This is a genomic window from Parapedobacter defluvii (assembly GCF_014642075.1).
GTDB classification, from domain to species: domain Bacteria; phylum Bacteroidota; class Bacteroidia; order Sphingobacteriales; family Sphingobacteriaceae; genus Parapedobacter; species Parapedobacter defluvii.
On sequence record NZ_BMIK01000009.1, the window covers coordinates 171,089 to 197,226 of the forward strand.

The following is a 26,138-nucleotide window of genomic DNA, read 5'->3' on the forward strand; positions in this document are numbered from 1 at the left end:
TAATAACGTTTTAATAGGTGATTTATGCATAAGTGTATCTTTTTGTAATCAATTTTTTACTTCTTCCGTTCCTTTTGCAGGCGGGATATGATTTACTTCTTTTTCAGTTTCCCGTTCTTCTACATGCACCGCGAAGTCGGCAGGGGCAATACGCGATCCATTATACTCGGCATAAGCCCTGGTGAATGAAGCCCCAATATAGAGAATAGCCGCTGTATAGTAAATCCATAGAAGCAAGACAATGACGGAGGCAGCAGCCCCGTAAGTGGATTCCGGTCCCGTGGTCTGTATGTAAAACCCGATGAGAAAACGGCCTATCATGAATAATATCGCCGTGAAAAATGCACCAGCTTTCACATCCTTCCACCGGATTTTTACATCGGGCAGGAATTTGAAAATAACACCGAATAAGGTACTAATGACTACAAAATTGAGAAGTAGATCGATAGCCATGGATAAATAGACCGCCAAATCGGAGAACAACCTTTGGACGTAATCCATAAAAAACATGAGTATCCCGTTAACGATCAACGATACAACAAGCAAAAAGCCCAATGAGAGAACAAGCGACGAAGAAAGCAACCGATCAAGGATCATCTTTACCCAACCCCGTTTCGGTTTCGGCTTGATTTCCCAGATCCTGTTGATTGAATGCTGCATATCGCCAAAAACTGAAGTAGCACCCAAGAGCAATGTTGTAATGCCGACAATGAGTGCCCATGTGTTGTCTTCCTTCAGCTGAACATTTTTGATGATTTCCTGTATCTGTGCGGCAGTGCTGTTGCCAACCAACCCGTTGATTTCTTCGAAAACTTTCCCCTCGGCCGCCTCTTGACCAAAAAAAAGTGCTGCCAGTGATATGGTCAGTACCAATAGCGGAGCAAGTGAAAACATGGTGTAGTATGCCAAAGAGGCGCTGAATTTGAGCCCTTTTACGTCCATGAAAATAGTAAAGGTGTTTTTCAGAATCGTAAACGAGCGTTTAATAAAACCCGTTGATTTCATATGTGATCGATTGCTTGGATCTATATATAATAGCTGTTATTTGCTAACAGCTAAGCGTGCATTTTAGTTTAAAAGAAGTGGAAAAAGTCTTTCATCTGAACCGGATTAAGATTCACTGAAATAAATGGCAAATACGGTTAATGCCACGACCGAACAAACGGCACTGAGTATAATAAATACCACTCCCGCTGTTTCGCGGATATAAATCCATGCAAACCGGCCAAACATTCCCGAGATGGCGATCAAAGCAAGCGTTATCCAAAGCTTTTTTCTGTTTTTCATAATTGTGCCAACAGTTGGCTTCCGGGATTGTTGGTAGTTTTTGAATCATCACCGTTATGCATATGACGTTGAAACCTCAAAATGAATTAACAGAAAGAGATCTGAAGCGAGGGCTGGTCATGGTAATTTGGGACGGTTTGGCCTCCGAAGTCGTGACTTCACTGACCGGCGGAGCGTTCCTGGTAGCTATGGCGTTATTACTGGGAGCCAACAATGTGCAGATTGGGTTGCTGGCGGCATTGCCAATGATTACCAATATTTTCCAGCTACTATCGATCGTATTGGTCAGAAAGTATCAGAACCGGCGGGCCATTTCTGTTCTCTGTCTTGCATCGGCGCGGATTCCACTGGCAATTATCGGTGTGCTGGTGCTTCTGGGCGGCGGATCCATTCATATGCTCATTTTCTTTCTTTTTTTTCATTTTTTCTTTAGTTCTGTATCGGGATTGAGCTGGAATTCCTGGATGAAGGACATGATTCCTGAAAAAATGCTGGGTGAATATTTTTCCCGGAGAAGCCGGTATACACAGACACTCAATGTTGCACTGAGCATCGTCTTAGCTTTGCTCCTTGATTTTATCCGGAGCCGGTACCCCGCCCATGAGCTCACGACCTTCGCCGTATTCTTTATGGTAGCGGGTATTATTGGTGTGATTGGCGCTTATTTATTGTCAAGAGCTCCCGAGCCACAATCTTACCTATCCAAAGCGAGGTTGTTTACGTTGCTGAAAATGCCGCTTAAAAACGAAAATTTCCGTCGGCTGCTGGTCTTTAATTCTGCATGGGTTTTTGCATTGAATATCGCAACGCCGTTTTTTACGGTATTCATGCTGCAGGGGATGGGATTGCCACTTTCTTATATCATCGTACTGACTATCATCAGCCAACTGTGCAGCATCATGACGCTTCGGATGTGGGGAATATTTTCAGATCGGTACAGCAATAAAAGCATAATTGCCATCAGTGCACCGCTATATATTCTCTGTATCCTTGCTTGGTCATTTGTAGGTATCTACTCAAGGATGTATATCAATCTTGGGTTACTGGTGCTGATCCATGTTTTCAGTGGTATATCCACTGCTGGCATCAATCTTTCGCTTACAAACATCGGACTGAAACTTGCTCCCAAAGAAGATGCTATTGTGTACCTCTCGGTAAAGAATATTGTGACGGCTGTCTTTTCTGCTCTTGGCCCCTTGGTCGGCGGCGTACTGGCCGATTACTTTTCGGATAAAAGTATGGAGATCAGGTTTGAATGGGATAGTCCGGGGTTTGATAAGGCATTCAAGTTGATCTCGCTTCACCAGTGGAATTTCCTTTTTTTAATCGGAGCGTTCCTTGCTTTGTGCGCGCTGGAGTTATTAAACCGCGTAAAAGAAACGGGTGAGGTGGAAAAAGATGTAGTTAAGCGTATCATGCGTACCCGAATTAAAACGAACATGAAAGACGCCATTATTATCGGTAGCCTCATTACCTGGAATAATCAGTTAAGGGCTATTTTAAAACTCAGAAAAAAAAGACCTACTACCTCCTCTTCCGCGACGACCGGTAAATGACATAGGTCAGTACTGCAATGAAGAAAATGAACCCGAATAAAATAGCGAAAAACATAGCAATATTGCGTTAAACGTTTATTGTTCCTAAGTTTACAACGAGCGACGATTTTAGTTTTTATTTTTTCCTTTCGTCACAAGACAACCGGTTCATTTGTTTGTTTGCGTAACAATCCAGGCGTTGATTTGTATGTTTTAAAAACAATCACATGAAAGAGACAACAGTGACCGTAATTGGTTGTGGTGACGCTTTTGCGAGCGGCGGGCAACTGCACACGTGTTTTTTCATTCAGGCACCACATGCAAGTTTACTCCTGGATTGCGGTGCCACCGCATACCATGGAATAAAGAAACAGGGGATCAATGTGGGAAATATCGATGCCATCGTAATTTCTCACTTCCATGGGGATCATTACGGCGGGGTGCCTTTCTTACTATTGGAAGAGGCTGGAAAAAACCGGAAAAAACCGTTGGCTATTATCAGTCCGCCAACGGGAAAAGACCGGATTACAAAACTTCTGGAACAATTGTACCCAGGCAGTAACGTGCTGGCTAAACTCAATCTGTTATTCAAGACTTATGTGCCCGATGGGGTATTGCAGGCAGATCATTTTGAAATAACGGCGTTTCCCGTAGCACATACGCCTGATACATTGCCCCACGGCGTACGGGTAAGGACAGGCGGAAAAACCATTGGATTTTCTGGTGATACGGCTTGGACGCCCATATTGATTGAATTGGCTAGAGATGCCGATTTATTTATCTGTGAATGCAATTATTTCCAATCGGAAATAAAAGGTCACATGAATTACAAAACGTTGTTGGCGTATGATGACCAGCTTCTGTACAAACAGTTGCTGCTTACCCACTTCGGTGAAGAGATGATTCAATGCAGGGATCAACTTAAGCACTCCTACGCGTACGACGGACGTAAGATCGTTTTGTAGTGGAGGCAAATCAGTCGGTTAACTTACTCGCTTGGTATTGATCGCCTGTACCCATTCCCGATGGGTGCAGCGGCTGCAACGATGGCGGCCGGGGGATAATTGCTTTAACGTCCCGCAATATATGCACGCATACAGTCCATCGTGCGTAATGGAATTGATGTGTTTCCGGTAAGCATGGGGTAAAATCGGCAGCCCATATTTCACTTCTTCTTCCGGATAGAAAAAAACACTCATACTGCCATTGGTTTCCAAAATAGCGGCTCGTACCTGACCAAGATGTTCCACACCCTTATCACGCAGTTCAGCAAAAAATTCGTCTTTTGAAAGGCCGTCTTTGATGTCATCTTTAATGGTCATTATACTATCTTCCACGATGTATACCGGTTTGCCCTCCAATAGGTGTTCAAATCGTTCACTTTTGGTCATCAACCAGGTAATCAATCGATAGAGGCCTATCGCTGTAGCACATACCAGCACGGTGGGTACCATCGCCACATCGTTATAAAACATGGGATCGCCGGCGGCTGAACCTAAGCTTAGGATGATGGCAAGTTCAAAAATCGACAGCTGCCGTACCCCGCGTTTTCCCGACAGCCGGAGAACAGCCATGATGACGATAAACATAAAGGTTGTACGGAAGATGACTTCGAGCGCAAATTGACTGTCGACTTCGTGAAGAAAAATACGTTCCCAATCCATGGTTTTTGAAAAGTATAAGCTGCTATAAATACAATTTGCCACAATGAAATGTTTTCTTGCAACGTCCTCAACAATTGATGGAGATGGCTGTTTGAAATAATACAAGCGGTCGCATTGACGGCTTGTATGGTTGAACACTTAACAAAAAAATTATGGCAACATTAACTGAAAAACAACTCGATACACTGATGGGATATCAAGAAGGACCTGTTTTCTCGGTATATATGCCTACCCATCGCACTCATCCCGATAATGCGCAGGATCCCGAAATTTTTAGAAAATTGGTCGAACAATTTGAACCCGTAAAGGCTGAGTATCTACGGGATAAAGGGATTCAAAACGTGTTTTCCAGATTTGAAGCATTAGCTGATGACTATCGGTTTTGGCAGCATACGAAAGAAGGGCTGGCGGTATTTGCAACGCGCGATTCTTTTGATGTATATCGGTTGCATATGCCGGTACATCCCCTCGCAATCGTAGCAGACAGCGCCCATGTAAAGCCCTTGCTGAAATACCTGCAAAGCAGTGACCGGTATCATGTATTGGTGCTCAGTACCAATACCGCACAACTATTCGAAGGCAATCGATATCAACTGGATGAAATCAATTTATCTCAGAAAGATGTTCCCGAATCGATGATTGACGCGTTGGACCACGAATTACGCGATTTGCATGCCACCCTCGCGGCATACCACACCGCAACCGGGGAGAAATGGGATGTAGCACAAAACCATGGATTAAAGAAAACGGACATAGATAACGATATTGAGCAATTTTTCAGAGCGGTTGATCGGGGGGTCATGGCCAGGTATTCAATTCCTACGCGGCTACCGCTGATTCTGGCTTCACTCCCCGAACACCAGCACCTATTCCGTCGCATTAGCCGTAATAGGCAACTCATGGAAGAAGGGATAAAAACCAATGCGACGGCGCTGTCAAAGGAAGCACTGAAGGACGCCGCCTGGGAAGTGTTTGAACCGTATTACAACAAACGCATAAACGAGATTATCGGCGAATACAGACGGGCCACCACGAAGCGGATGGGTGCTGACCAGCTGGAAGAAATTGTAAAGGACGCATTTGACGGCAAAGTGGCGACCTTATTGCTTGAAGAAAACCGTATAATCCGCGGCCGTATCGTCGACCGCGACAATGTGTTTTATTATACGGACGATACGGACGGTTCGGTTGATGACGTGCTCGACGATCTTGCGGAACTTGTATTAAGGCGGGGCGGTGAGGTGTGGGTGATCCCGAAAGATAAGATGCCATCAGAAACCGGGGCTGCGTCGATTAACAGGTTTTAATGGTTGCTGATCCGGCACGAGGCTATTTTCCAAATCATAAAGTGCGGTTACTCACCGGCGGTGAAACCTTTTTTTCGTTGCTAGTCCAGCTTATTGGGCGGGCACAAGAAAGTATTCACTTACAAGTATACATTTATGAAGCGGATGAAACAGGACAGTTGGTTGCGGATGCATTAATCGCTGCGGCCAAACGCGGGGTAAATGTTCATGTGTTGGTTGACGGTTATGGCTCACAGCGCTTGAAAAAGGGATTTACGTCACAATTTGCGAAACATGGCGTGCACTTCCGGGTTTTCGAACCCCTTTTTAAAAGCAAACATTTTTACATCGGCCGCAGAATGCATCAAAAACTGCTGGTGGTAGATGCCCGGTACGCTGCAGTGACGGGTGCGAATATTGGCGATCGGTACAACGATAAACCGGGGAGGCCTGCCTGGCTCGACTTTGCCTTGTGTGTGGAAGGCGACGTCGCTCAAAAGCTGTGTGAGTTGTGCTGGGCCATGTGGAAGAATTTTCGGCGTGTTAGAGGCGTGCCCAAACAGTGCAAACCCTCGGCGATAACGATTGATTTTGGTTATGAGGATAACTGTGCGGTCCGCATGCGGCGCAACGATTGGGTGCGCCGCAAATCCGATATCACGCGTACGTACCGGGAGATTTTCCGGGATGCCCGCGAGCAGGTAATCCTGTTGTCCAGCTACTTTCTTCCCGGTACTACCGTCCGTAGGGACATGAGCATGGCGGTGAAACGTGGTGTTAAGATACAATTGATTGTTTGCAGCCGCATGGACGTCCCCCTGGTAAAAGACGCGGAACGTTCAATGTATGAATGGCTTCTGCGGCATGGGATAGAGATCTATGAATATACCGGCGACATGCTTCACGGCAAGCTCGCTACCTGTGATGACGAATGGATGACCATCGGTTCATTCAACGTGAATGATCTGAGTGCACGCGTAAGTATAGAACTAAACCTGGATGTGCGGGGAAAGGCTTTTGTACGGCGGACAATCCGTGAGTTAACGCATCTGATGGAGACGCAATGTCTACGTGTGAGTGCTAATGATTTTGCAGCACAAAATACCCTCCTAAACCGGTTATTTCGTGGGGTGGCGTTTAGCGTTCTACGTTTTATTTTCTTTTTGGGTACTTTTTATATGAAGCAGGAAAAGTACGATGGAAGCTAACGATCCGAGAGGAGAGGGCCCACGCACGATACCATTTGTTAAGTTAAAGATATCTGAAATTTTTTAAACAAATGGTGGCAGTCAATTGTCAACCCCATAGAAAAGGCCACCTTGAAGGTCAAGATATAATCCATTAACAGAAAAGAATAGAAAGGAGAATTTTATGGAAGATTTAAAGAAAACAGCGGAGGTACTGAACGATTTAATAAAGATCAATAACGACCGGATTGCAGGTTACGAAAAAGCTATTGCTGAATTGCCGGTTGCCGATGTAGATCTTAAAGCATTGTTTAGTAGTTTAATTGAGCAAAGCGAACGCCTGAAAGCTGAATTGCAGCAGCACATCAGTGGATGGCAAAATAAGGTAGAGGACCAAACGACAACCTCCGGGAAAATATACCGCGTATGGATGGATATCAAGCAGACGTTTTCCATGGACGATCGTAAGGCTGTCCTAGAAAGTTGCGAATATGGAGAAGATGCAGCACAGAAGGCTTATCGCGAAGCAGAAAGAGAAGAAGGAATATCAACTCCGGCACGGGCACTTATTGCAAATCAGAAAACACAACTATTGGCATCGCACGATCACATCAAGCAGCTGAGAGATCGTGAAAAGGTTGGATAGCGCCAACGCGGATAGGTAAAAATAATCAACACAGAATGGAAAACCTAAAAACGACAGTGGAATGCCTCCAGGATTTGGAGGCATTTCATAGTGAACGGATCAATGGATATCAGGCATTACTTAGCAGGCTCGCCGCGGATGAGCAACATTTGGTCACGTTATTTGAAGCCTTTATCAAGCAAAGTGTGGCAATGAAACTTGAGTTAAGGGAAGCGGGTAGTCAATGGGGCTTGACAGAGAGTCAGTTAGCAATGGGTGGTCAATTCGGGCTCGCCTGGTCAATAGTAAAAGCAGTTTTTTCAAGCAAAATGCCGGGATATGTCCTTGATAAATGTAGGTCCGGCGAAAATGCGTTATTGATTGCCTATCACAGCATCGAGGGAACCGACGGGTTGCCCTCATCGCTCCGGTTGCTAATAAACCGGCAAAAGCGGGAGGTAATTGCTGCACGCGATTGGATTTCGCATTTTGAAAGATTGGGTGGTCATTCCGTTCAGCCACCGCCGTTGGCTGCGGTTTCGTAACCAATTATCTTAATCGTACCTTTGTTTTCTCGTATAAGAAATGGTGAACAATTGAATCAAAACCAGCGAGGAAACGGCTTGTTTAAATGAAAGAATTAGATGCTGTAGACGATTATATCTTCAAGGAGTTATTTTTGGCTTCGCCTGTCGCAAGTTACATTTGCAATCCTGTAGGACATATCATTGCATACAACGAGGCGGCGGAATCACTTTGGGGGCGTCGACCAGAATTAGGTGTAGTCAAGTGGTCTGGTGCAACGGCCATTTATTTTCCTGACGGGCGTCCCATGCCCGTTGAAGAGAGCCCGATGGCCTTGGTATTGGGAGAGAAGGAAGAAACAGTGGATGTAGAAATGATGATTGAGCGTTCGGACGGTGTACGCAGAAACGTTTTGGTTTTTGCTAAACCCATCCGATCTCTGTCCGGACAGTTAATAGGTGGCCATAACACGTTGGTAGACATTACAGATTATAAACTTTACGAAGAAAAACAGGCCATACTCTCGGAGATTGTCCAATCATCGGACGACGCGATTGTTAGCAAAAATCTCAATGGAATCATCATGAGTTGGAATACGGGTGCCCAGCGTATTTTTGGTTACAGCGAAGATGAAATTGTCGGCAAATCCATTGAGGTATTGATTCCCTCTTATCTTAAGAACGAAGAACAAACCATCCTTCACGAAATTCGTGAAGGAAGAAAAGTAGATCACTATCAAACCATACGGGTTACTAAATCTGGAAAGGAGATTCCAGTATCGCTCACCATATCGCCCATGCGCAACAAGCAAGGGCAGATTGTGGGTGCCTCTAAAATTGCAAGGGATATTTCCGACCAAATCCAGCGGGAGCAGACGATTCAATTCCACGAACAGCAGTTGGAAACCCTGCATGCCATCGGAAAAGTGATTTCTGAAAAACTGGATACTCCATCCATTATTCAAACCGTCATCGATTCCACAACAAACTTGGTGGCGGCTGATGTTGGACTTTGTTTTTATCGGGTAACGGATGAAGAGGGCCATTCGGATCTTTCTGTTGCCGTAGCTACACGTGAAGCCAATGTATATCCCGATGGGCATCGTATCCATTTGGAAGATGGAATTATTCACACGATCTTTTCAGGTGAAGACGCTGTACGATTTGATGATGTATGTGAGGTGCCTTATATACGTTCGCTGTTTCAGGTGCCCGGGCATTCCGAAGCTATTAGCATCCGGCATTGCCTGGCTATCCCCATTCGTTCTTCGGATAAGCTATTGATCGGTGCGATGTTTTTCGGGTATACACGATTGGAAGTGTTTAATACAGCCGATGAAGTGATGATGAGGAACATCGCATCGCTCGTGGCAGTGACCTTGGATAATGCACGGTTGTTTGAGGAGGTAAATGCCTTAAATCTTAAGAAAAATGAATTCATTGCCTTAGCCAGCCATGAGTTAAAAACCCCGCTGACCACCACGAAAGGTTATCTCCAGATATTGGAGCGATCGGAAATCGATCAGGTAGGACGGCGGTTCCTCACCAAAGCACTGAAGCAGCTTGAGCGAATCAACGCGTTGATAGCCGAATTGCTGGATATTTCCAAAATTGAGGCAGGTAAACTGAGTTTCCACATGGAAACCTTTGATTTGAGTGAGATGATATTGGATGTGGTGGAAACATTCCATTTCAGTAGTCAGACTCATACCATCTTTGTCAACAATACACACGGGGATTACCGGGTTGTAGCGGATCGGCAGCGCATCGAGCAGGTAATGATCAATTTGATCACCAATGCCATCAAGTATTCGCCCGATGCAAATAATGTACATATAACGCTTGAATCATCTCCATCGGAAGTAAGTGTGCAGGTGAAAGATGAAGGAATGGGAATGAGCCGTGATCAACAGGAAAAAGTATTCGCCCGTTTCTATCAGGTGGAAGGAACATCAAAGATGGCAGGATTAGGGCTTGGACTGTATCTCAGTAAAGAGATCATCGACCGCCATGGCGGCCACATCGGAGTCAACAGTCAGTTGGGAGAAGGATCTACATTTTATTTTTCAATACCTCGAAACCAGGATAAGTAATACATGTTGTAATTAATAGTCAAATATTTTAAACTTGCAAACATGAAAAAAATAATCCATGTTTTAGAAGACGATGCGGATATCGGTGAACTCATCAATTTCCTGTTGACGGAACATGGCTATCAAGTCTCGATATTCAGTAACATTGCATCGTTTCGGCAACATTCGAATCGTGAGTCGCCCGACCTTCTGATTATTGATGTCATGTTGCCCGACGGTAACGGATTGGATATCTGTCATGAGTGGAAGACCAATTTCGGTACGCATCATATCCCGGTGCTGATCATGTCTGCTTATGAAGACAATCGGCACGATAAGCGGGCGTGCAATGCAGACGGTTTTATCAGTAAACCGTTTGATATACAATCTTTTTTATCGGATGTGCAGGCACGAATTGGATAATATGTCTCCTTTGGTTTACTGGAGAAACATAGCCAGTGTATTCGCATTATCAACCGCATAAGCCCTTTCATCGTTATCAAAATAAAAAAATACATCTTTCCCATTTTGCTGCCACGTTCTGCATTGTCCGGCCCACTCCCTTAGCGCGGTATCCGAATACTTTCCCTGATATTTACCGCAGGGGCCATGTAAGCGCACATAGGCAAAGTCGGCGGTTATCTCAACCGGAGATTGGTGACCTGCCAATTCATAGATACAAAACGCACAGTTATGTGCATGGAGAATTTCATATACTTCAGGAACATACCACTCGGGATTCCTGAACTCGAATACGTAACGGTACCCTTTCGGCAATGCACCGGTGAAATCCGATAAGCGAGTGAGATTCAATTTCCAGGATGGGGGCAATTGAAACAAAAAAGGTCCTAGCTTCTTTCCCAACTGGGTAGCTAACTGTATGAAGCTGTTTGTATACGCTGTAACCTCATGGAGTTTTTTGAGATGTGTAATATAACGATTTGCTTTTACGGCAAATCGGAAATCTGCGGGTACACGATCTTTCCATGTCTTAAAGGCACCTTCGCTGGGTTGCCGATAAAAAGAATTATTAATTTCAACGGTATGAAATTGTTTAGCATAGAAGGGTAATTGGTCATTATCCCTTAAGTTTTCCGGATAAAAAATTTCCTTCCAATGCTTATAATGCCAGCCAGAAGTACCGATGTAAATTTTGGGGAGCACCAACCTTAAGGTCTTTGTGGGTTATCCCGTGTGCCTGGAGATAGCTTCGCCGAGTTGCTGGACAACCTGGGGTGAAAAATCTCCCCAAATCTGTACCCACTCTCCCGAAGGCTCCTGGCGTAATTGGCTGATAGATGCTCCTTCAAGGAAACAGTGGTAAACGGGAATGCCATCGGTCGTTTGTTCCGGCCGGACGAGTATTGGCTTATCCATCCGTCGACCCGTTAGGTTCACTTCAAAAGTTTCTTCGGATTTTTCCATGACAAATTCAGTTTAATACGCCCTGCTGCAGTGCGATGCGGATAACAGTACCGATATCGGGTGCACCTGTCTTTTGCAATAAACTCTCCCGGTATTTAAGAATCGTCCGTTTGTTGGTAAAGAGCTGATAAGCGATCTCCTGATTCGAATACCCTTCCAGGATAAGCTTCAGAATCTGTTCTTCCCGCGGTGAAAATTCCACGATCTGTCCATTTTTGCCAAAATCCGTTGCCGTGATAGATTCCAGCAACTTTACATACAATGCTGTGCAGATATAAGTGTTGCCGGCAAGGATATGCTTGATGGCGAAGACCAGCTCGTCCTTGTTCGCCTCATTGACAATGTACCCATCGGCGCCTGATTTCACCAGGCGGAGGATGTCTTCGTTATAGTCAATCCCCGAAAGCACGAGGACCCTGATGTCCGGAATCTGCTGTTTTAATGTGGATAGGTAAGCCGGGTCATCCGCTAGGAAAACGTGATCAATTACCAGTAAATTAATAGTGGGCCGGGTTGAAAGTACAGTCGCGATATCCTCTCGTTTGGAAACAATTTCCGCAAAAGTGAAATCGGGCTCTTGGCTTAGCAGTGCAACAATGCCGTCTCGGGCAAGTGTCTGAGGCGAAGCCCAAATAATTTTTGCTGAGTCTTCCATAATCTTTCCTTCAATCATTAAGTTGTTATCCTTTGTTTTTCAGTCGTAAGGAATACGTTTCAATGGTTACAAAGGTTTTAGTTTTTTTAACATACTTCCGCATAACCGACAAGGAGTTCGCTTTTTAGTACATCGGAGAATGGTAGACTAAACTATCCTAAAAGTCGGCCAAAGCAAGTTGCCAATGGGTTTAAGCAATTTGAATCAAATTGTTTTTGAAGATAACGTTCAGTGGATAAGCGCTTTGTTTCAAATCAGAAAGAGCGTAAGAAAAAAATATTTTCCGTTGTCATGCGGTGGTATACGGGTTGAATCCCCTGTATACAATACCGTACGGTGGAAGGATACCGCATACAAGTGTTTCAGGCAATTAAACGAAAACGCAGATGAACGCAAACCAAGAACGGCTCCGTATTTTTACCTGGCATATACATGGAAGTTACCTGTATTACCTGTCGCAGGGAGATTATGAACTTTATATACCCGTAAATAAAGAACGTTCGGAAGGATATTATGGGCGGGGCACAACGTTTCCCTTTGGCCACAATGTACACGAAGTGGACGTAGAAGATGTGCGGATGCTTGATCTCGATCTCATTTTATTTCAGACTGCCACCAACTATCAACGGGACCAATACAAAGTGCTTTCACCGTACCAGCGTGAGTTACCCAAAATCTACCTGCAGCATGATCCGCCCTGGGGGCATCCCACGGATACCAAACATATCGCATGCAGAAGTGGTGACGTTACCCTGGTTCATGTCACGTATTTCAATCAACTGATGTGGGACAATGGCTCGTTGGATGCTCGTGTTATCGAGCACGGTGTCGTGGACCGGGGATATACCTACAGCGGCGAACTGGATAAGGGGTTGGTGATTATCAACAATCTCCCTCAACGTGGACGCATGTTGGGATTTGATCTCTTCCTTGAATTACGCAAACACATTCCACTTGATCTGGTGGGTATGGGTACCGGCTCTTACGGGTTATCAGAAGTGCTGCATCCCGACTTGCCGGCGTTTGCCGGTAAATACCGGTTTTTATTCAACCCCATCCGTTATACCAGTATGGGTTTGGCGGTATGCGAAGCCATGACCTATGGATTGCCCGTTATCGGTTTGGCCACCACGGAAATGGTGCGGCATATCCGGGAGGGTTTCAATGGCTTTTTAGACCTCGATCCGAAAAGCCTGACCGATAAAATGGTGTTTATGCTGGAAAACCACGATCTCGCAAAATCAATGGGCGCCAATGCACGCCGCTATGCGCTGGAGCGATTCAGTATACGGCGGTTTGTGCAGGAGTGGGAATCGTTGTTTGGCCAGGTGGCCGGACGGAAAACGTTAACAAAGTTGCATAGTTATTAGCAAATACATCATCATGAATAAGACAATCGCGTTAATCAGTGAGCATGCCTCGCCACTCGCCATGCTTGGCGGTGTGGACAGTGGCGGACAGAATATTTACGTAGGTGAACTTGCCCGGCAGTTGGCAGCTTTGGGCTACACAGTCGATGTTTTTACACGCAGGGACGATCCCAAGTTGCCACTCGAAGTGCAATGGCTGCCCGATGTGCGTATTGTGCATGTCGAGGCGGGTCCGTCCAAGCAGTTGCCGAAGGAATCCCTGTTTCAATACATGGATGCATTTGCTGCATGGATGGAAACATTCATGGAGAGACAACCGAAACGGTATGCCCTGCTCCATGCCAATTTCTGGATGTCGGGTTATGTCGCCATGAAACTCAAGGAACATATCCGCATTCCCTTCGTGATTACCTTTCACGCCCTAGGAAAAGTGAGGTTAATGCATCAACGCGAAACCGATAAATTCCCCGAGGAGCGCTGTGATGTGGAAACCCAGGTAATGCAAGCGGCGGATGGGATTATTGCCGAATGCCCGCAGGATGAAGCAGATCTGATCCAATTGTACCGGGCTGACCCCGATAAAATAACGATGGTACCGTGCGGTTTTAGCCCGCACGAGTTCCACCCGATTGACAAGGCGTATGCCCGGATGCTGCTGGATCTGCACCCTACCCGTAAGATGATCCTGCAACTGGGCAGGATGGTGCCCCGCAAAGGGATCGATACCGTTATCCAGTCATTGGCACAATTGCGGGAGAATTCTATGGATGCTCAGTTAGTAGTTGTGGGGGGTGAATACGAGAAGCCGCATCTCCATGCCGATCCGGAATACCGGCGACTGATGGAAATGGCCACCGGCTTGGGGGTGGCAGATGCCATATCCTTTGAAGGACGGAAAAACAGAGAGCAGTTGAAATATTTTTATTCGGCAGCCGATGTATTTGTATCAACCCCTTGGTACGAACCCTTTGGCATTACACCGTTGGAAGCCATGGCGTGCGGTACACCCGTCATCGGCGCGAAAGTGGGGGGAATCCAATATAGCGTTGCCAATGGCAAGACCGGATTTTTGGTGCGACCCAAGGACCCGCAGGCCCTTGCCCGCAAACTCGAATTGGTGCTCAAAAGCGAAGATTTACAAGTATACCTGCGGCAAAATGCCATAAAACGGGTGAATGAATGTTTCACCTGGAAAAAAGTAGCGCAGCAGATGGATGAAGTATACCGCGGGCTGGCTGCTCCGCAACCGGATGGTACAGCTGACGAAAGGCAGACCATAGCCGAAGCCTTTGTGGAAGCGGCTGATACCTTACGGTTGTCCGCTGATAGCCTTGCGGATACGATACTGCGGGCAGGAAAAGCGCTTGCGAAAACCTTTGAAAGAGGGGGAAAAGTGTTGGTTTGCGGCAACGGAGGTAGCGCCGCGGAGAGCCTTCACTTTTCAGCTGAATTGCTAGGCCGGTTTGAGATACCGAACCGGGTCGGACTGCCGGTTATTTCCTTAATGGGCGATCCGGCGATGTTGACCGCATGGTCCAACGACATTGGCTTTAACGATATTTTTGCTCGCCAGGTAGAGGCTTACGGTCGCCCGGGCGACATGCTGATGTGCCTGAGCACCAGCGGCAATTCACCCAACATACTGGAAGCCATGGATCGGGCAAAGCAATTGGGTATGGCGTGCATGACATTGCTGGGCAACGATGGTGGCCGGGCGGCAGTTAAAGGCGACATCAACCTCATCGTGCCTTCCCGCAGCACCCAGCGTATCCAGGAATTGCATCTCCATATTATCCACTTGCTTTGTACCCTCGTGGAGCGCCGACTGGTGGATTACTCGGCAAATCGGCGGGCATCCGAACGGTCTTCTTCACTGGTACAGGCGATGGATTTGTCGCTACAGCAAAAGGAAAAAGTAAAATACGATCATGCCAAACAAAAGAGCCATATTTTTGGATAAGGACGGCACATTGATACGGGACGTACCGTATAATGCCGACCCTGGTAAAATAGAGTTACTAGCTGGTGTGGCCGATGGCCTTCGGAAGCTGGGTTCGCTGGGGTATTCTTTTTTCGTGGTAACCAACCAGGCCGGCGTGGCAAAGGGCTATTTCAAAGAGGAAGCACTCGCAGGTGTGGAAAACAGGTTGCAGCAATTGCTTCACGACAGTGGAGTGACACTATCGGGGTTTTATTATTGCCCGCATCACCCAGAAGGTACGGTGCAGGCCTATATAAGACCCTGTCACTGCCGCAAACCGCAGCCGGGTTTATTGGTGGAAGCTGCGGAAGCATGTGGAATAAATTTGGGGGATTCCTGGATGGTAGGCGATATTCTGGACGATGTGGAAGCGGGCAACCGCGCCGGATGTAAAACGGTGCTGATTGACGGGCTTGGGCACGAACGCAGGAAGGGACTCAGCGGATACCGCAGTCCTTCGTATATCGCCGACAGTTTCAGCGAAGCAGCAGATTTGATTATAAAAAATACCGGATATGGAAAAATATAATTGGCAATTTACAGCACAGTTTGAGCAAAAGAAAATTCTGGTAATCGGCGATTTCATCATTGATGAATACATTGAAGGTGACAGCACACGGCTATCTCCTGAGGCGCCCGTGCCGGTGGTGGATGTACAGTCGGACGATTGTGTACTGGGCGGTGCTGCCAACGTAGCGGCAAACCTGGCTGCATTGGGGGCCCAGGTGGTTTTTTGTTCGGTCATCGGTGATGACCGGGAGGCCGATCGGGCATATGCACTGGCTGTTGCAGCCGGATTTTCTGCCGATTGGCTGATCCGTGAACAGAAAAGAGCTACCCTTATCAAAACGCGGGTTTTGGCCGGCGGGCATCCGCTGGCAAGAATTGATCGGGGAGATGATACACCGATTTCGAGGATATCCGAGCAGCAACTCATCCAGCATTTGCAACAACATTTCGACGCGTGTGACGCCGTAGTCGTCGCAGATTATCACAAAGGGGTAATTACACCGACCATCATCGACCATCTGGTGAAATTAACGGATAAACAGCCGAAATTCATCGCGATCGATTCAAAGCGGCTGGCCCTTTTTCAGCAATTGAGGCCAACGCTGGTGAAACCCAATTACACGGAGGCGATGCAACTGCTCGGCTATGATGGCGGTACGAAAGACAGGAAGACACAGCTCGAAAAACGTGGGGATGAGATTTACCAAAAAACCCGCGCCCATTGGGCGGTACTTACACTGGACAAGGATGGTTCCCTTTGGTTCGAAAAGGGAAAACTTGCTTTTCATATCGGAGCAATTCCGGTGGCTTCTCCGCATGTATGTGGGGCGGGCGATACGTTCATCAGTGCCTGCACCCTCGTGATGCTCTCCGATGCCGATGCCCGGCGTGCAGCTACCATGGCGACTGCCGCGGCCACCGTGGCAATCGAAAAAGAAAAAGCGTCCCTATGTACCCGCCTGGAACTTTTGGCAAAGTTGGACAATGAACAGAAATTGGTGACCTCGATGAAGCACCTACGTGAAATCCGCGCGTATTACCAAAGTATGGGGCGACGCATCGTGTTTACCAACGGATGTTTCGATATCCTGCACAGCGGCCATGTTAACTACCTGAGAGAGGCAAGAAAACGTGGCGATGTATTGATTGTCGGCGTGAACGATGACGAAAGCATCCGAAGGCTCAAGGGACCGGAGAGGCCCATCAACGGCATTTCGGACCGGTTATCTGTTCTGGCGGGTCTGGAATGCGTAGATCATTTGGTGGTTTTTGGCCAGCGGGAGGATGATACGCCATCCCCGCTTATCCAGGTACTGGCACCGGATGTTTTTGTGAAGGGAGGCGACTATCAGGTAGCGGAATTGCCCGAAGCAAAACTGGTGGAATCACTCGGTGGCCGGATAGAACTGATTCCGTTGACCGCCAATCGGTCTACTACCCAATTGATCCGGCGCATCTATGAACATACGCAGGTAAACAGTGCAATCCTATAACGATGATGGATAATTGGAGTCACTGTACTAATTTATTGATTATCCGTCCGGATAACATCGGCGATGTGTTAATGAGCAGCCCGGCAATCGGGGCGATAAAGCGAAGGTTTGGAAGCAAAATCACCCTGCTTACCTCGGAGGCAGGAGCAACGGCTTCTACGTTGCTGCCCGAAGTGGATGAAACGCTGGTGGCCAACTTTCCGTGGGCGAAGCATGATTCATCCGTTTCAGCGGCCCACCTGAGTGGTTTGATGTCGCACCTTAAAAGCGCTGCGTTTGACGGTTGTATCATTTTTACCGTATACAGCCAGAATCCGCTGCCCACCGCCATGCTTGCCTGGGCAGCAGGCATTCCACGCCGCTTGGCCTATTGCCGCGAAAATCCTTATGAATTACTAACGCATTGGGTGCCGGATGATGAACCTTATGCCCGCGTCCGGCATCAGGTGGTGCGAGATTTGGATTTGGCCGAGCGAATAGGTGCCTATACGAACGATGACCGGATAACCCTGACCGTGCCCGATGACGCCAATGTGCAGGCAATGGTCAAGCTAAGCCGTGTCGGGGTGGACGTAGGGCGTCCCTTCGTGATTTTCCATGCGGCAGTCAGTGAGCCGAAGCGGGTTTTTCCCTTAGAACGATGGGTAGCACTGGCGCGGCGTTTTCTCATCGATCATCCGACACAGCAGGTGCTGTTTACCGGCGGTAGCGCTGATCGGGTACTGACCGATCAGCTGTGCCGGTTATGCGGGCCCCGTACATTTTCCGTGGGTGGATTATTGACGATTGCTGAATTTGCGGGAGTTATCCGGCAGGCGGCATTGGTAGTATCGGTCAACACCGCAGCCATGCATTTGGCGGCTGCTTTGGGAAGGCCATTGGTCGTATTGTACGCCCTTACCAATCCGCAGCACACACCGTGGCGTTGCCCGCATGTACTTTTCCCTTATAGTGTCGCAGAAAAAAGTCTCCAAAGCCGGAATGAAGTGATACGCTATGTAGATCGTTCCTTGTATCGGGAAAAGGTAAACCTGCCGGCTACCGATGAGGTGTTAGACGCTATCAATGGATTGCTCAATAGGCAGGGGGAGAGCCAGCTTGTCTGCTAATGCTTCGGCTACCAACCGTAAGTCGGGTGTCTGAATCCAGTCGATGGTCAACAGCGTGGATTTATTGATCGGGCGCCACCGGTTTGGCTCACCATCCATGCTGATGATGACGCCCGGAGTTCCCAGGGCTGAAGCCAGATGCGATGTTCCTGTGCAGTTGGAAAGGATGGCTTTGGCGTGCTTAATGAGTACGGCCATTGCCCCGAGGGAGGTTTTTCCTGCTACGATAGTCGGTGTACTGTGCATCAAACGGGCTACCTGCTTGACAATCGGTAGCTCTTCCTCAGTGCCGGTAAGAACTGTTTCATAACCCAACTCAACGCACTGATCCGCCATGTTGGCAAAAGCCAAAGGAGGCCACCGCCGCCAGGTTGCCCTGCTTCCCGGATGGATACATACATAACGGCCCGGTTGTACCGACAGACCGAGTGCCTCAAAATCGGCGTAATCTCTATCGGTTAGCGGGAATTCCAGGTCCAGTCCCTGGTGTGGGATCTCAAGGTGCTGCATCAGCAATAAATGGCGACAGACTTCGTGCACCTGCGAAGGATAGGGAATGAATAAATCTCCGGGAGGCCGGTAGCCGGTCCCGGTATAGAATCCAGCGGTATGGGTAGCCCCGAACAGTTCAATCAGCGGATTAACCAGCGTGCCATCTCCCTGCATCTGCAGGGCTAGATCGAATTTCTCTGCCTGCATGCGTGCTAGGAAACGCGGTATATTCCTTACAGCATAGTGCTGTTCGGGAAGTCCGGGATAGCCGGGAAAAGCTTCGAATGCATCGAAATAGCGGGGAAAACGCTGTAAAAACTGTTCGGCCCACGGCAGTCCTACGAGTGTGATGTCCGCTTTCGGGAAATGACGACGTAACGCCCGCATAGCCGGGATTGCACATAATAGATCGCCAAGTTGCAGGGCGCGGAAAATGACTATTTTTTGGATGTCACGGTGCATGATTGTGTTAATTAAAGTAGCAATACCCGGTATTTAATGGCACCGTACCATTGCCAATAAATGGAAGCAAACGGAATCAAGAAGGAAGTCAGCACCATTTCCGAAATGTGGTCCGGTGATTTGCGGGTTCTACGCAGCCGTTTCCAAATGAAGACTGCAACGGAAAGCAACCATCCGGCAAAGGCCAGTTGCGCAAGCAATGCCAGGTTGAGCACCCATGCGATACAGCCGACCGCAAACAGCAATACGATAGCGTAATAGTGCCAAACCGGATGTTTCTGGATTTTTTTCCGGAAAAGGCGAGGATATTTTTTGTAGAGCAAGGCATTGTATTGGCCCTTTTTTTGCTCATTGAGACTCACGCCCCACGGAGCCGGACGTACCGGATGCCGTACGCAAGCACTATCCACGTGCGTGACCGTGATGCCTTCGGTAATCAGCTTGAACTGCAGTTCACTGTCCTCGCGCCATGCCATGCCGAATGCTTCATCAAACCCGCCGACGATCAGCAGTGCATCTTTGGAGCAGCAGCAATTGGCTGTCACAAATTCAGCCGTTTGCAGTTGTGCGGTGTTCCATTCGAAATCAGTGGGTTGGGATGAAAGCGGTACCTGCACACGGCCCGTCATGGCCAGATGGGATTCACCGTGGTAGTGGCGGAGAAATGCTTCCAGCCAGTTTGGCGCAGGTAAACAGTCATCGTCCGTAAAAGCAATAAGGGGCGCTCCGGCTAGGATCCATCCTTCATTGCGGGCTGCTGCCGGTCCCTTCCTGATGGGGGTGGATACATAACGGAAATTTACCAAGGGCTGCGTAGCATGCCATTGCGAAACGGCTTGACCGGTCAGCTCATCCGGACCGTCGCTTACGACAATTACCTCGAAAGCCGCCCGATCCAGGGTTTGATAAGCTAGTGCATTCAGGCATTTAACCAAAAGCTGAGGCCGTCTGTACGTGGGAATGACCACGGATATCTTTGTCTCCATATTGTTTTGAAATTAAGAAAGATCCCATCACCAATACGTCAAATGGTGACGTCCAAAAACATTCCAGCGCGTCTCTGGGGCTGCAAACGATGGGACGGCCTACCGTGTTGAACGAAGTGTTGATCAGCACGGGAATTCCGGTTATCCGTTCAAATGCTTTCAGCAAATCATAATACGCCGGATTTTGTTCCCGGTTTACCGTTTGTATGCGTGCAGTTCCATCCACATGTTTTACAGCAGGTATCAAATCGGCTTTATCGGGAGCAACCTGGTTGACGAACAGCATAAAAGGGGAAGGCTGGGCGGCAATAAACCACTGCGGTGCATCTTCCTCGGTTACCACCGGTGCCACCGGACGGAAGTCTTCGCGGTCTTTCACCTCATTAAGCCAAGCCTGCATTTCGGGCAGGACTGGAGAGGCCAGGATCGACCGGCTGCCGAGTGCACGCGGTCCGTACTCCATGGCACCCTGAAACCATCCGATGATGCAATTATCGGCAAGCAGCTGGGCGGTTTCTTCTGCAACGTGCTCCATCCGGGTGTACGGCACTTTTGCCCGTTCAAGGAAATCGGCAATGGCTTCATCCGCGTAAGAAGGCCCCCAATAAACATGGTCCATCACAAACGTCTTTTCGTGTTCGCCCCGCAGCTTGGCATCCGCCCAGAGCGCTGCCCCCAACGCCGTGCCCGAATCGCCCGCCGCCGGCTGTATCCATACGTCCTCAAAGGGGCCATCGTCACGGATGCGGGCGTTTAGCACACAATTGAGTGCCACACCTCCCGCCAGGGTCAAGCAACGCTGCTTGGTTTCGTCATGCAGCCATAATGTCAATTCCAGCACCGTTTCTTCCAATACATATTGAAGAGAACGGGCAATATCAAAGTGATGGTTGGTAAAAGGTTCGTGCCGCAGCCGTGCGGGTCCGAAACGGGCTTCGAGCTGCGTTTGCTGGATCCGGTATTGGCCCTGTTCGCCCAGCCATACCATGTCCCGGAAATCTTTCACATAGACAGGTTTTCCATAAGAAGCCAACGCCATCACCTTGTATTCGTCCGACGAATGCAGGAAGCCCAGATAGGTGGTTACTTCCTCATACAGCAAGCCCAGGGAATGGGGGAGGTCTACCTGTCCGATCCGGGTAAGGTTTTGCTGCTGTCCAACGTGATAGGAAGTGGTAGCCACTTCGCCCCGACCATCAAGTACCATCACAGCCGCCTCCCCGAAAGGGGAAGGCAGGTAGGCACTTGCAGCATGGGAAAGGTGGTGCTCAATAAAATGCCATTCCCAGTCGGCCTGATCGGCATCTTTAAATCGTTTTTGGAGGTGATGGGGGTAACCATCCACTAATTGGGACGGGGCATTAATGATGGACGACAGAAACAAGCCTTTCCAAGGTTGCGGATCGGCGGGGTCCAGCTCCTTTGCCTCTTTTTCATTGACGAGGAGATATGGGTCAAACGAATATACCACCTGGTCCACATCTTTCAGGTGAATACTTGCTACCTGCAGACAATAGTCAATTGCATGGAAAGGCAATTCATAGGTGGAAAACGGAATGGGCCGTTTCCCGTGTTTGATACGCGTAAAACGCTCATCTTCCACTGCGGCGAGCAATTGCCCGTCTTTGACGAGGCTTGCAGCCGAATCATGAAACGCCGCATTGATACCTAATGTATACATAGTTGTTTCTGGATTAAAAGTAGGTTACTGTTTTCTTTTGATTACCAAGAAGGTCACTAGGGCAATAAAGGCAAACTGAATGGAGGCATCCAACAGGTAAACGCGGCCGATCACACCCTTGATGACGTATATGAGATCCATGAGGAGGAAGCTGAGTGCTACGGAATAACCCAATACAAGCGGCGGCTTCTGTCTGCGCAAACTGGTGACAATAAACGTAAGTCCCACAGATGCGGACAGCAGACCGATCATTTCTACTAGCCACGTGTCCTGTTTTGGACCGGTAGCCGCAATAAAACTATCCATGCCAAGCAGGGGCCAGATTCCGGTGATAATAAAATAAGCTCCCTGAAAGAGGAATACATTACTTAGCGCTTTTTTATGCCCTGAATTCACCATTGATGCTGTCGTTGCAGTTACCTATCTTGTTGATCGTGCCCGAGGGTTTTCACGATTTTATTGTAGGTGCCCAATAGCAGAAAAGGTGCCGCCCATTGACCAACGAATAATGCTGTGTGTTTATGACCGGAACACTTCAATGCCAGGGAAATGGCCATGGCACCCAATGCCGCACAAAGAAAAAATTTAGAAGGAACCTTAGCGGTTTGTTCTTCGATTGCTTTCGTGGTTTCACCTTCTTGATGCTGTGGATTCTCTTGTAAAGCCATAGTATTACTCCTTTCTTTTGTTTTTTTCAAAAATGAATATCCAACCAAACGGATGCATAGAAGGTGCCACATAGGTGAATTTTCCTTATTTGGGTGCAGAGACCTACTTTGCCGCCCGCCAAACAATTTTTCCACCCGGTAGCTTTCTCCTTTATAAAACAACGTTTTTTAAAATGTGGACACCGCTATGCAGTATTTAGTACAGTATGCGGGCAGGTTCGGCAATAGGAACTGAGGGTAAGCTTTTTGCGTAATTTAATGAAAAACAATCCTATTATGGAGGTTGATAAATTATATGCCCGCTTTGTGGATTGGGTAGTTCACCAGGCGCCGCGGGTGTTGCTGGGTGTATTGGTTTTGCTGTTGGGCCTGTGGCTGATCAAACAACTGGCCCGTTGGATTAAACGGAAAATTGACCAGAAAGACTGGGATCCCACGTTGGAAGTTTTCCTCTCAAATCTGATTGTCCTGGCGCTGCGTATCCTGCTGATCCTGCTTGTCATCCAGATTATGGGATTACAGATGACGCTATTCGCAGCACTGGTGGGTGCCTTCGGCGTGGCTGCCGGGTTGGCTTTATCGGGTACCCTGCAGAATTTTGCCAGTGGTGTGCTGATTCTGATGCTTAAACCCTTCCGGGTGGGCGATCAAATCTTCACACAGGGACAAGAAGGGGAAGTACGGTCCATTCAATTATTTTTTACGGTAATTCTTACCAGGGACTACCGGACAGTCGTTGTACCCAATGGCAAGCTCTCCAATGAAGTGATTGTCAATATGAGCCAGGCAGGTAAGCGAAGACTGGATCTGGAGATGAAGGTCAAATACGATGTGGATTTCGAATATGCAAAGCGTGTATTGACAGATACGCTTACGGAATCAAAGGATTTATTCATAAATACGGATTACCTGATCGGTATCGGCCTGCTGGAACCAGATGGATATCGGATTTCCATTTCTGTATGGGTGGATGAGGAAGGTTATCCGGATACCCGGCTAATTGTACAGGAAAAATTGCTCAATGCGGTCAAACTATTAAGTTGACATGTTTTTTAAAAACAAAAAATCAAAAGTGCTGTCTGTTTGTGTAAATATAAGGAGTTATTATTATTATTAATTAGGTGATGATATAAAAGGAGTGAATTATGATAGCGAACCCAAAAAAACCGCCGATGATTCCACTGGATGTGGAAGACACCGATGAGACGCGGGAACCAACGGGGGAAGACCTGCGGTTTAATGAAGAGGAAAACAGCTTTGAACTGGATCCTGAAACGGACGATGTGGAATATGAGCATCCTGAACCCTATGATACCGCTGCTCCGGAGGGTGAAGATGACAACTCTACATACGATGAAGAAAATCCTTATACGCCGGATGAATACCGCGATAAACGGTCGGCTTTAGAAGGAGAGCTCGCTGAATTGGATGACGAGGTAGCAGACGATGAGTTGGCGGAACTAGATGAAGCAGATAGGCGGCTCGCAGAGACGCCGGAAGACGAACGTGGAGATTTGGATGAAGAAGGGTATCCGCTGAAGGACGATGCAGGGGGAGCACATAATCCAATAATGGAGGAACCCGAACCTGTTCCCGATGAGGATGACGAGGACAACAAAGGGGAGGTACCTCCATTTGAGGACCCCAGACGTGATGACGATGAACCGATTTGGGACGATCCCAACCGGCCGATTGAGCCGGAAGACGTTCCTCCGGTTGACGAGCGCGATCCATTGGGAGATAAGCAGATCCAATCGGACAACCCTACAGAAACAACCGGATAATATGAAACAGGGAAGCAAGATGAAATCATCGCCGGATATTCCTGCTCAGTATACAGGAAAGCAACTTGATTTAGACGCATGTACACGGTTGCCGGATGAGGAAAGTGCACGTGCTTTTTTTGAACGGGCTAAACACCGCCTGTTGGATATAAACCGCTGGCATGAGGTGGCGGAGATACCTGCATCTGTGTTTGTGCTAACCGACGCATATGGTGGAGAGGCGGTGAAATCCCAGCCCATAGAAGGGGATAAAGTACGGATCGATATCCCTGGACCGGGGCCTTCGGCCGGAGATGGATATGATTGGGTTGTTGTTGAAGATGTAACGGAGGTACCCGGTGAAATGTGTTCACTCACCCTGCGGCCTACTGATAATCCGTTGAAGTTGAACGAGGAAACGGCCCACTTTTTTAAAGATACAGCAACATCTACGCTGATCGTGGAACGAAAAGGGCAAGAAGTAACTGCCCGTTATCATGGGAGGAATGAAGTGACGAATACGAATACGGACTCGTTGATAGATAACACGAGAAATGCGGCGGTAGGTATGGGTGCGAAGCTGGGGCTATCATATCCGCAATGGAAAAGTCTAATAGAAGGTTTAGTAAAGTAGCCGTGAGTTCGGGGATAATTAATTGATTTTGGTTGACAAGTTAAAATTGAAAATATCATGAAAACGCTACAATTTTTTACAGTAATGGTTCTCCTTGCGGTATGGGGAACGGCATGTAACAACGCCAATCGGCGATCCGCAGATGACAGCGTAGAACAGGCACAGGACGTGAATGATACAACGGCAATGGTGAACGAGAAGGACGGCGATTTTGCCGTGAAAGCCGCTGACGCCGGTCTGGCAGAAATAGAACTGGGTAAACTGGCACAGGAAAAGGCAACCGACTCACGGGTGAAGGATTTCGCTCAGAAAATGGTTGACGATCATCAAAAAGCGAATAACGAACTGATGGGAATTGCTACACGTCATAATATTACCCTGCCGCCGGTAGCTAGCAAAGAACAGGCAGATAAACAACGAAAGCTCAGGGAAAAGTCAGGTTCTGAATTTGACAAAGAGTACATTGATATGATGGTCAAAGATCACGATAAGGTAGTCTCTTTGTTTGAAAAAGGCTCATCCGATGCCCAAAATCTCGATTTGAAAGCATTTGCTTCCAAAACGCTTCCGATATTGAAAAAGCATCACGAAGAAGCCAAGGCGATACGGGATTCAATAAGCCCGATGGATACGACGACTGTACAACGGATATTGCCCTGATAACGATAACATTAACGTTTCAGGATACTATCGAAGCTTGCCAGAGGCCCGCAAACAGAGTTTGCGGGC

The 26,138-nt window shown here is 47.8% G+C and carries 28 protein-coding genes; 17 read left to right on the plus strand and 11 right to left on the minus strand.

The annotated features are described in order from the left end of the window. Positions 1-48 precede the first annotated feature (48 nt). Together IEX60_RS14250 and IEX60_RS14255 are read right to left on the minus strand one after the other, a co-directional pair. Positions 49-1,005: a YihY/virulence factor BrkB family protein gene (locus tag IEX60_RS14250; RefSeq protein WP_188751754.1), complete on the minus strand. Its 957-nt coding sequence runs from the start codon at positions 1,003-1,005 to the stop codon at positions 49-51. 105 nt (positions 1,006-1,110) lie between these two features. Further along, positions 1,111-1,287, minus strand: a complete 177-nt coding sequence (locus IEX60_RS14255; protein WP_188751756.1) for a hypothetical protein — start codon at positions 1,285-1,287, stop codon at positions 1,111-1,113. A 56-nt stretch (positions 1,288-1,343) separates the two neighbouring features. On the opposite strand from IEX60_RS14255, the gene IEX60_RS14260 reads away from it, so the two are divergent. Both IEX60_RS14260 and IEX60_RS14265 read left to right on the plus strand, forming a co-directional pair. Then, positions 1,344-2,843, plus strand: a complete 1,500-nt coding sequence (locus IEX60_RS14260) for an MFS transporter (RefSeq protein WP_229717570.1) — start codon at positions 1,344-1,346, stop codon at positions 2,841-2,843. 206 nt (positions 2,844-3,049) lie between these two features. Beyond that, the gene (locus tag IEX60_RS14265) at positions 3,050-3,787 is read left to right on the plus strand and encodes an MBL fold metallo-hydrolase (protein ID WP_188751758.1); all 738 of its coding nucleotides are present in this window, start codon (positions 3,050-3,052) and stop codon (positions 3,785-3,787) included. Between the two features lie 18 nt (positions 3,788-3,805). Here the strand turns inward: IEX60_RS14265 and IEX60_RS14270 are convergent, their stop codons facing one another. Next, the gene (locus IEX60_RS14270) at positions 3,806-4,486 is read right to left on the minus strand and encodes a DUF421 domain-containing protein (protein WP_188751760.1); all 681 of its coding nucleotides are present in this window, start codon (positions 4,484-4,486) and stop codon (positions 3,806-3,808) included. A gap of 152 nt (positions 4,487-4,638) precedes the next feature. Here IEX60_RS14270 and IEX60_RS14275 point away from each other — a divergent pair, with 152 nt between their 5' ends. From IEX60_RS14275 to IEX60_RS14300, 6 genes are all read left to right on the plus strand, one after another. After that, positions 4,639-5,793, plus strand: a complete 1,155-nt coding sequence (locus IEX60_RS14275) for a baeRF3 domain-containing protein (RefSeq protein WP_188751762.1) — start codon at positions 4,639-4,641, stop codon at positions 5,791-5,793. After that, positions 5,793-6,980, plus strand: a complete 1,188-nt coding sequence (locus tag IEX60_RS14280) for a phospholipase D-like domain-containing protein (RefSeq protein ID WP_188751764.1) — start codon at positions 5,793-5,795, stop codon at positions 6,978-6,980. The genes IEX60_RS14275 and IEX60_RS14280 overlap by 1 nt, the downstream gene beginning before the upstream one ends. A 163-nt stretch (positions 6,981-7,143) precedes the next feature. Further along, the gene (locus IEX60_RS14285) at positions 7,144-7,605 is read left to right on the plus strand and encodes a ferritin-like domain-containing protein (RefSeq protein ID WP_188751766.1); all 462 of its coding nucleotides are present in this window, start codon (positions 7,144-7,146) and stop codon (positions 7,603-7,605) included. Between the two features lie 35 nt (positions 7,606-7,640). Then, on the plus strand, positions 7,641-8,129 hold the full coding sequence (locus tag IEX60_RS14290; RefSeq protein WP_188751768.1) for a hypothetical protein: 489 nt from the start codon (positions 7,641-7,643) through the stop codon (positions 8,127-8,129). A gap of 86 nt (positions 8,130-8,215) precedes the next feature. Continuing rightward, the gene (locus tag IEX60_RS14295; protein ID WP_188751770.1) at positions 8,216-10,201 is read left to right on the plus strand and encodes a PAS domain S-box protein; all 1,986 of its coding nucleotides are present in this window, start codon (positions 8,216-8,218) and stop codon (positions 10,199-10,201) included. A gap of 42 nt (positions 10,202-10,243) precedes the next feature. After that, entirely contained in the window at positions 10,244-10,603 is a 360-nt protein-coding gene (locus IEX60_RS14300; RefSeq protein WP_188751772.1) for a response regulator, read from the plus strand. Positions 10,604-10,618: 15 nt separating this feature from the next. Here the strand turns inward: IEX60_RS14300 and IEX60_RS14305 are convergent, their stop codons facing one another. Genes IEX60_RS14305 through IEX60_RS14315 form a run of 3 tightly spaced genes read right to left on the minus strand, consistent with a single transcriptional unit; the run spans position 10,619 to position 12,278 of the window. After that, positions 10,619-11,344, minus strand: coding sequence for a DUF72 domain-containing protein (locus IEX60_RS14305; protein WP_229717571.1), 726 nt, complete (start codon positions 11,342-11,344; stop codon positions 10,619-10,621). Between the two features lie 21 nt (positions 11,345-11,365). Next, positions 11,366-11,605, minus strand: coding sequence for a hypothetical protein (locus IEX60_RS14310; RefSeq protein ID WP_188751776.1), 240 nt, complete (start codon positions 11,603-11,605; stop codon positions 11,366-11,368). 7 nt (positions 11,606-11,612) lie between these two features. Further along, complete coding sequence (locus tag IEX60_RS14315; RefSeq protein ID WP_188751777.1) at positions 11,613-12,278, minus strand: response regulator transcription factor; 666 nt, start codon at positions 12,276-12,278, stop codon at positions 11,613-11,615. 368 nt (positions 12,279-12,646) lie between these two features. Between IEX60_RS14315 and IEX60_RS14320 the strand changes: the two genes are divergently transcribed. Genes IEX60_RS14320 through IEX60_RS14340 form a run of 5 tightly spaced genes read left to right on the plus strand, consistent with a single transcriptional unit; the run spans position 12,647 to position 18,723 of the window. After that, a complete protein-coding gene (locus tag IEX60_RS14320; RefSeq protein ID WP_188751779.1) occupies positions 12,647-13,630 on the plus strand; it encodes a glycosyltransferase in 984 nt (327 codons plus the stop codon). Positions 13,631-13,643: 13 nt separating this feature from the next. After that, positions 13,644-15,590 (plus strand): glycosyltransferase, encoded by a 1,947-nt coding sequence (locus IEX60_RS14325; RefSeq protein ID WP_188751781.1) that lies wholly within the window; start codon positions 13,644-13,646, stop codon positions 15,588-15,590. Further along, a complete protein-coding gene (locus IEX60_RS14330) occupies positions 15,559-16,140 on the plus strand; it encodes a D-glycero-alpha-D-manno-heptose-1,7-bisphosphate 7-phosphatase (RefSeq protein WP_188751783.1) in 582 nt (193 codons plus the stop codon). Before IEX60_RS14325 ends, IEX60_RS14330 begins: the two co-directional genes overlap by 32 nt. Further along, positions 16,127-17,614, plus strand: a complete 1,488-nt coding sequence (gene rfaE2 / locus IEX60_RS14335; RefSeq protein WP_188751785.1) for a D-glycero-beta-D-manno-heptose 1-phosphate adenylyltransferase — start codon at positions 16,127-16,129, stop codon at positions 17,612-17,614. The genes IEX60_RS14330 and rfaE2 overlap by 14 nt, the downstream gene beginning before the upstream one ends. A gap of 2 nt (positions 17,615-17,616) precedes the next feature. After that, the gene (locus IEX60_RS14340) at positions 17,617-18,723 is read left to right on the plus strand and encodes a glycosyltransferase family 9 protein (protein WP_188751786.1); all 1,107 of its coding nucleotides are present in this window, start codon (positions 17,617-17,619) and stop codon (positions 18,721-18,723) included. Here the strand turns inward: IEX60_RS14340 and IEX60_RS14345 are convergent. Genes IEX60_RS14345 through IEX60_RS24830 form a run of 5 tightly spaced genes read right to left on the minus strand, consistent with a single transcriptional unit; the run spans position 18,667 to position 23,174 of the window. After that, complete coding sequence (locus tag IEX60_RS14345; protein ID WP_188751788.1) at positions 18,667-19,677, minus strand: glycosyltransferase family 9 protein; 1,011 nt, start codon at positions 19,675-19,677, stop codon at positions 18,667-18,669. The two genes, IEX60_RS14340 and IEX60_RS14345, sit on opposite strands and share 57 nt — an antisense overlap. Positions 19,678-19,688: 11 nt before the next feature. Continuing rightward, positions 19,689-20,663 (minus strand): glycosyltransferase family 2 protein, encoded by a 975-nt coding sequence (locus tag IEX60_RS14350; RefSeq protein WP_188751790.1) that lies wholly within the window; start codon positions 20,661-20,663, stop codon positions 19,689-19,691. Next, the gene (locus IEX60_RS14355; RefSeq protein ID WP_188751792.1) at positions 20,605-22,344 is read right to left on the minus strand and encodes a carbamoyltransferase family protein; all 1,740 of its coding nucleotides are present in this window, start codon (positions 22,342-22,344) and stop codon (positions 20,605-20,607) included. Before IEX60_RS14355 ends, IEX60_RS14350 begins: the two co-directional genes overlap by 59 nt. A gap of 24 nt (positions 22,345-22,368) precedes the next feature. Beyond that, positions 22,369-22,743, minus strand: a complete 375-nt coding sequence (locus tag IEX60_RS14360) for a hypothetical protein (protein WP_188751793.1) — start codon at positions 22,741-22,743, stop codon at positions 22,369-22,371. Positions 22,744-22,760: 17 nt separating this feature from the next. Further along, positions 22,761-23,174, minus strand: a complete 414-nt coding sequence (locus IEX60_RS24830) for a hypothetical protein (protein ID WP_229717572.1) — start codon at positions 23,172-23,174, stop codon at positions 22,761-22,763. 114 nt (positions 23,175-23,288) lie between these two features. On the opposite strand from IEX60_RS24830, the gene IEX60_RS14370 reads away from it, so the two are divergent. The 4 genes from IEX60_RS14370 (at position 23,289) to IEX60_RS14385 (ending at position 26,069) form a co-directional block, all read left to right on the plus strand. Beyond that, the gene (locus tag IEX60_RS14370; protein WP_188751795.1) at positions 23,289-24,056 is read left to right on the plus strand and encodes a mechanosensitive ion channel family protein; all 768 of its coding nucleotides are present in this window, start codon (positions 23,289-23,291) and stop codon (positions 24,054-24,056) included. A 101-nt stretch (positions 24,057-24,157) separates the two neighbouring features. Continuing rightward, positions 24,158-24,796, plus strand: coding sequence for a prolipoprotein diacylglyceryl transferase (locus tag IEX60_RS14375; RefSeq protein WP_188751797.1), 639 nt, complete (start codon positions 24,158-24,160; stop codon positions 24,794-24,796). A 1-nt stretch (position 24,797) separates the two neighbouring features. Next, positions 24,798-25,409, plus strand: a complete 612-nt coding sequence (locus IEX60_RS14380) for a hypothetical protein (RefSeq protein ID WP_188751799.1) — start codon at positions 24,798-24,800, stop codon at positions 25,407-25,409. Between the two features lie 57 nt (positions 25,410-25,466). Continuing rightward, positions 25,467-26,069: a DUF4142 domain-containing protein gene (locus IEX60_RS14385; RefSeq protein WP_188751800.1), complete on the plus strand. Its 603-nt coding sequence runs from the start codon at positions 25,467-25,469 to the stop codon at positions 26,067-26,069. The last annotated feature ends 69 nt before the right edge of the window (positions 26,070-26,138 follow it).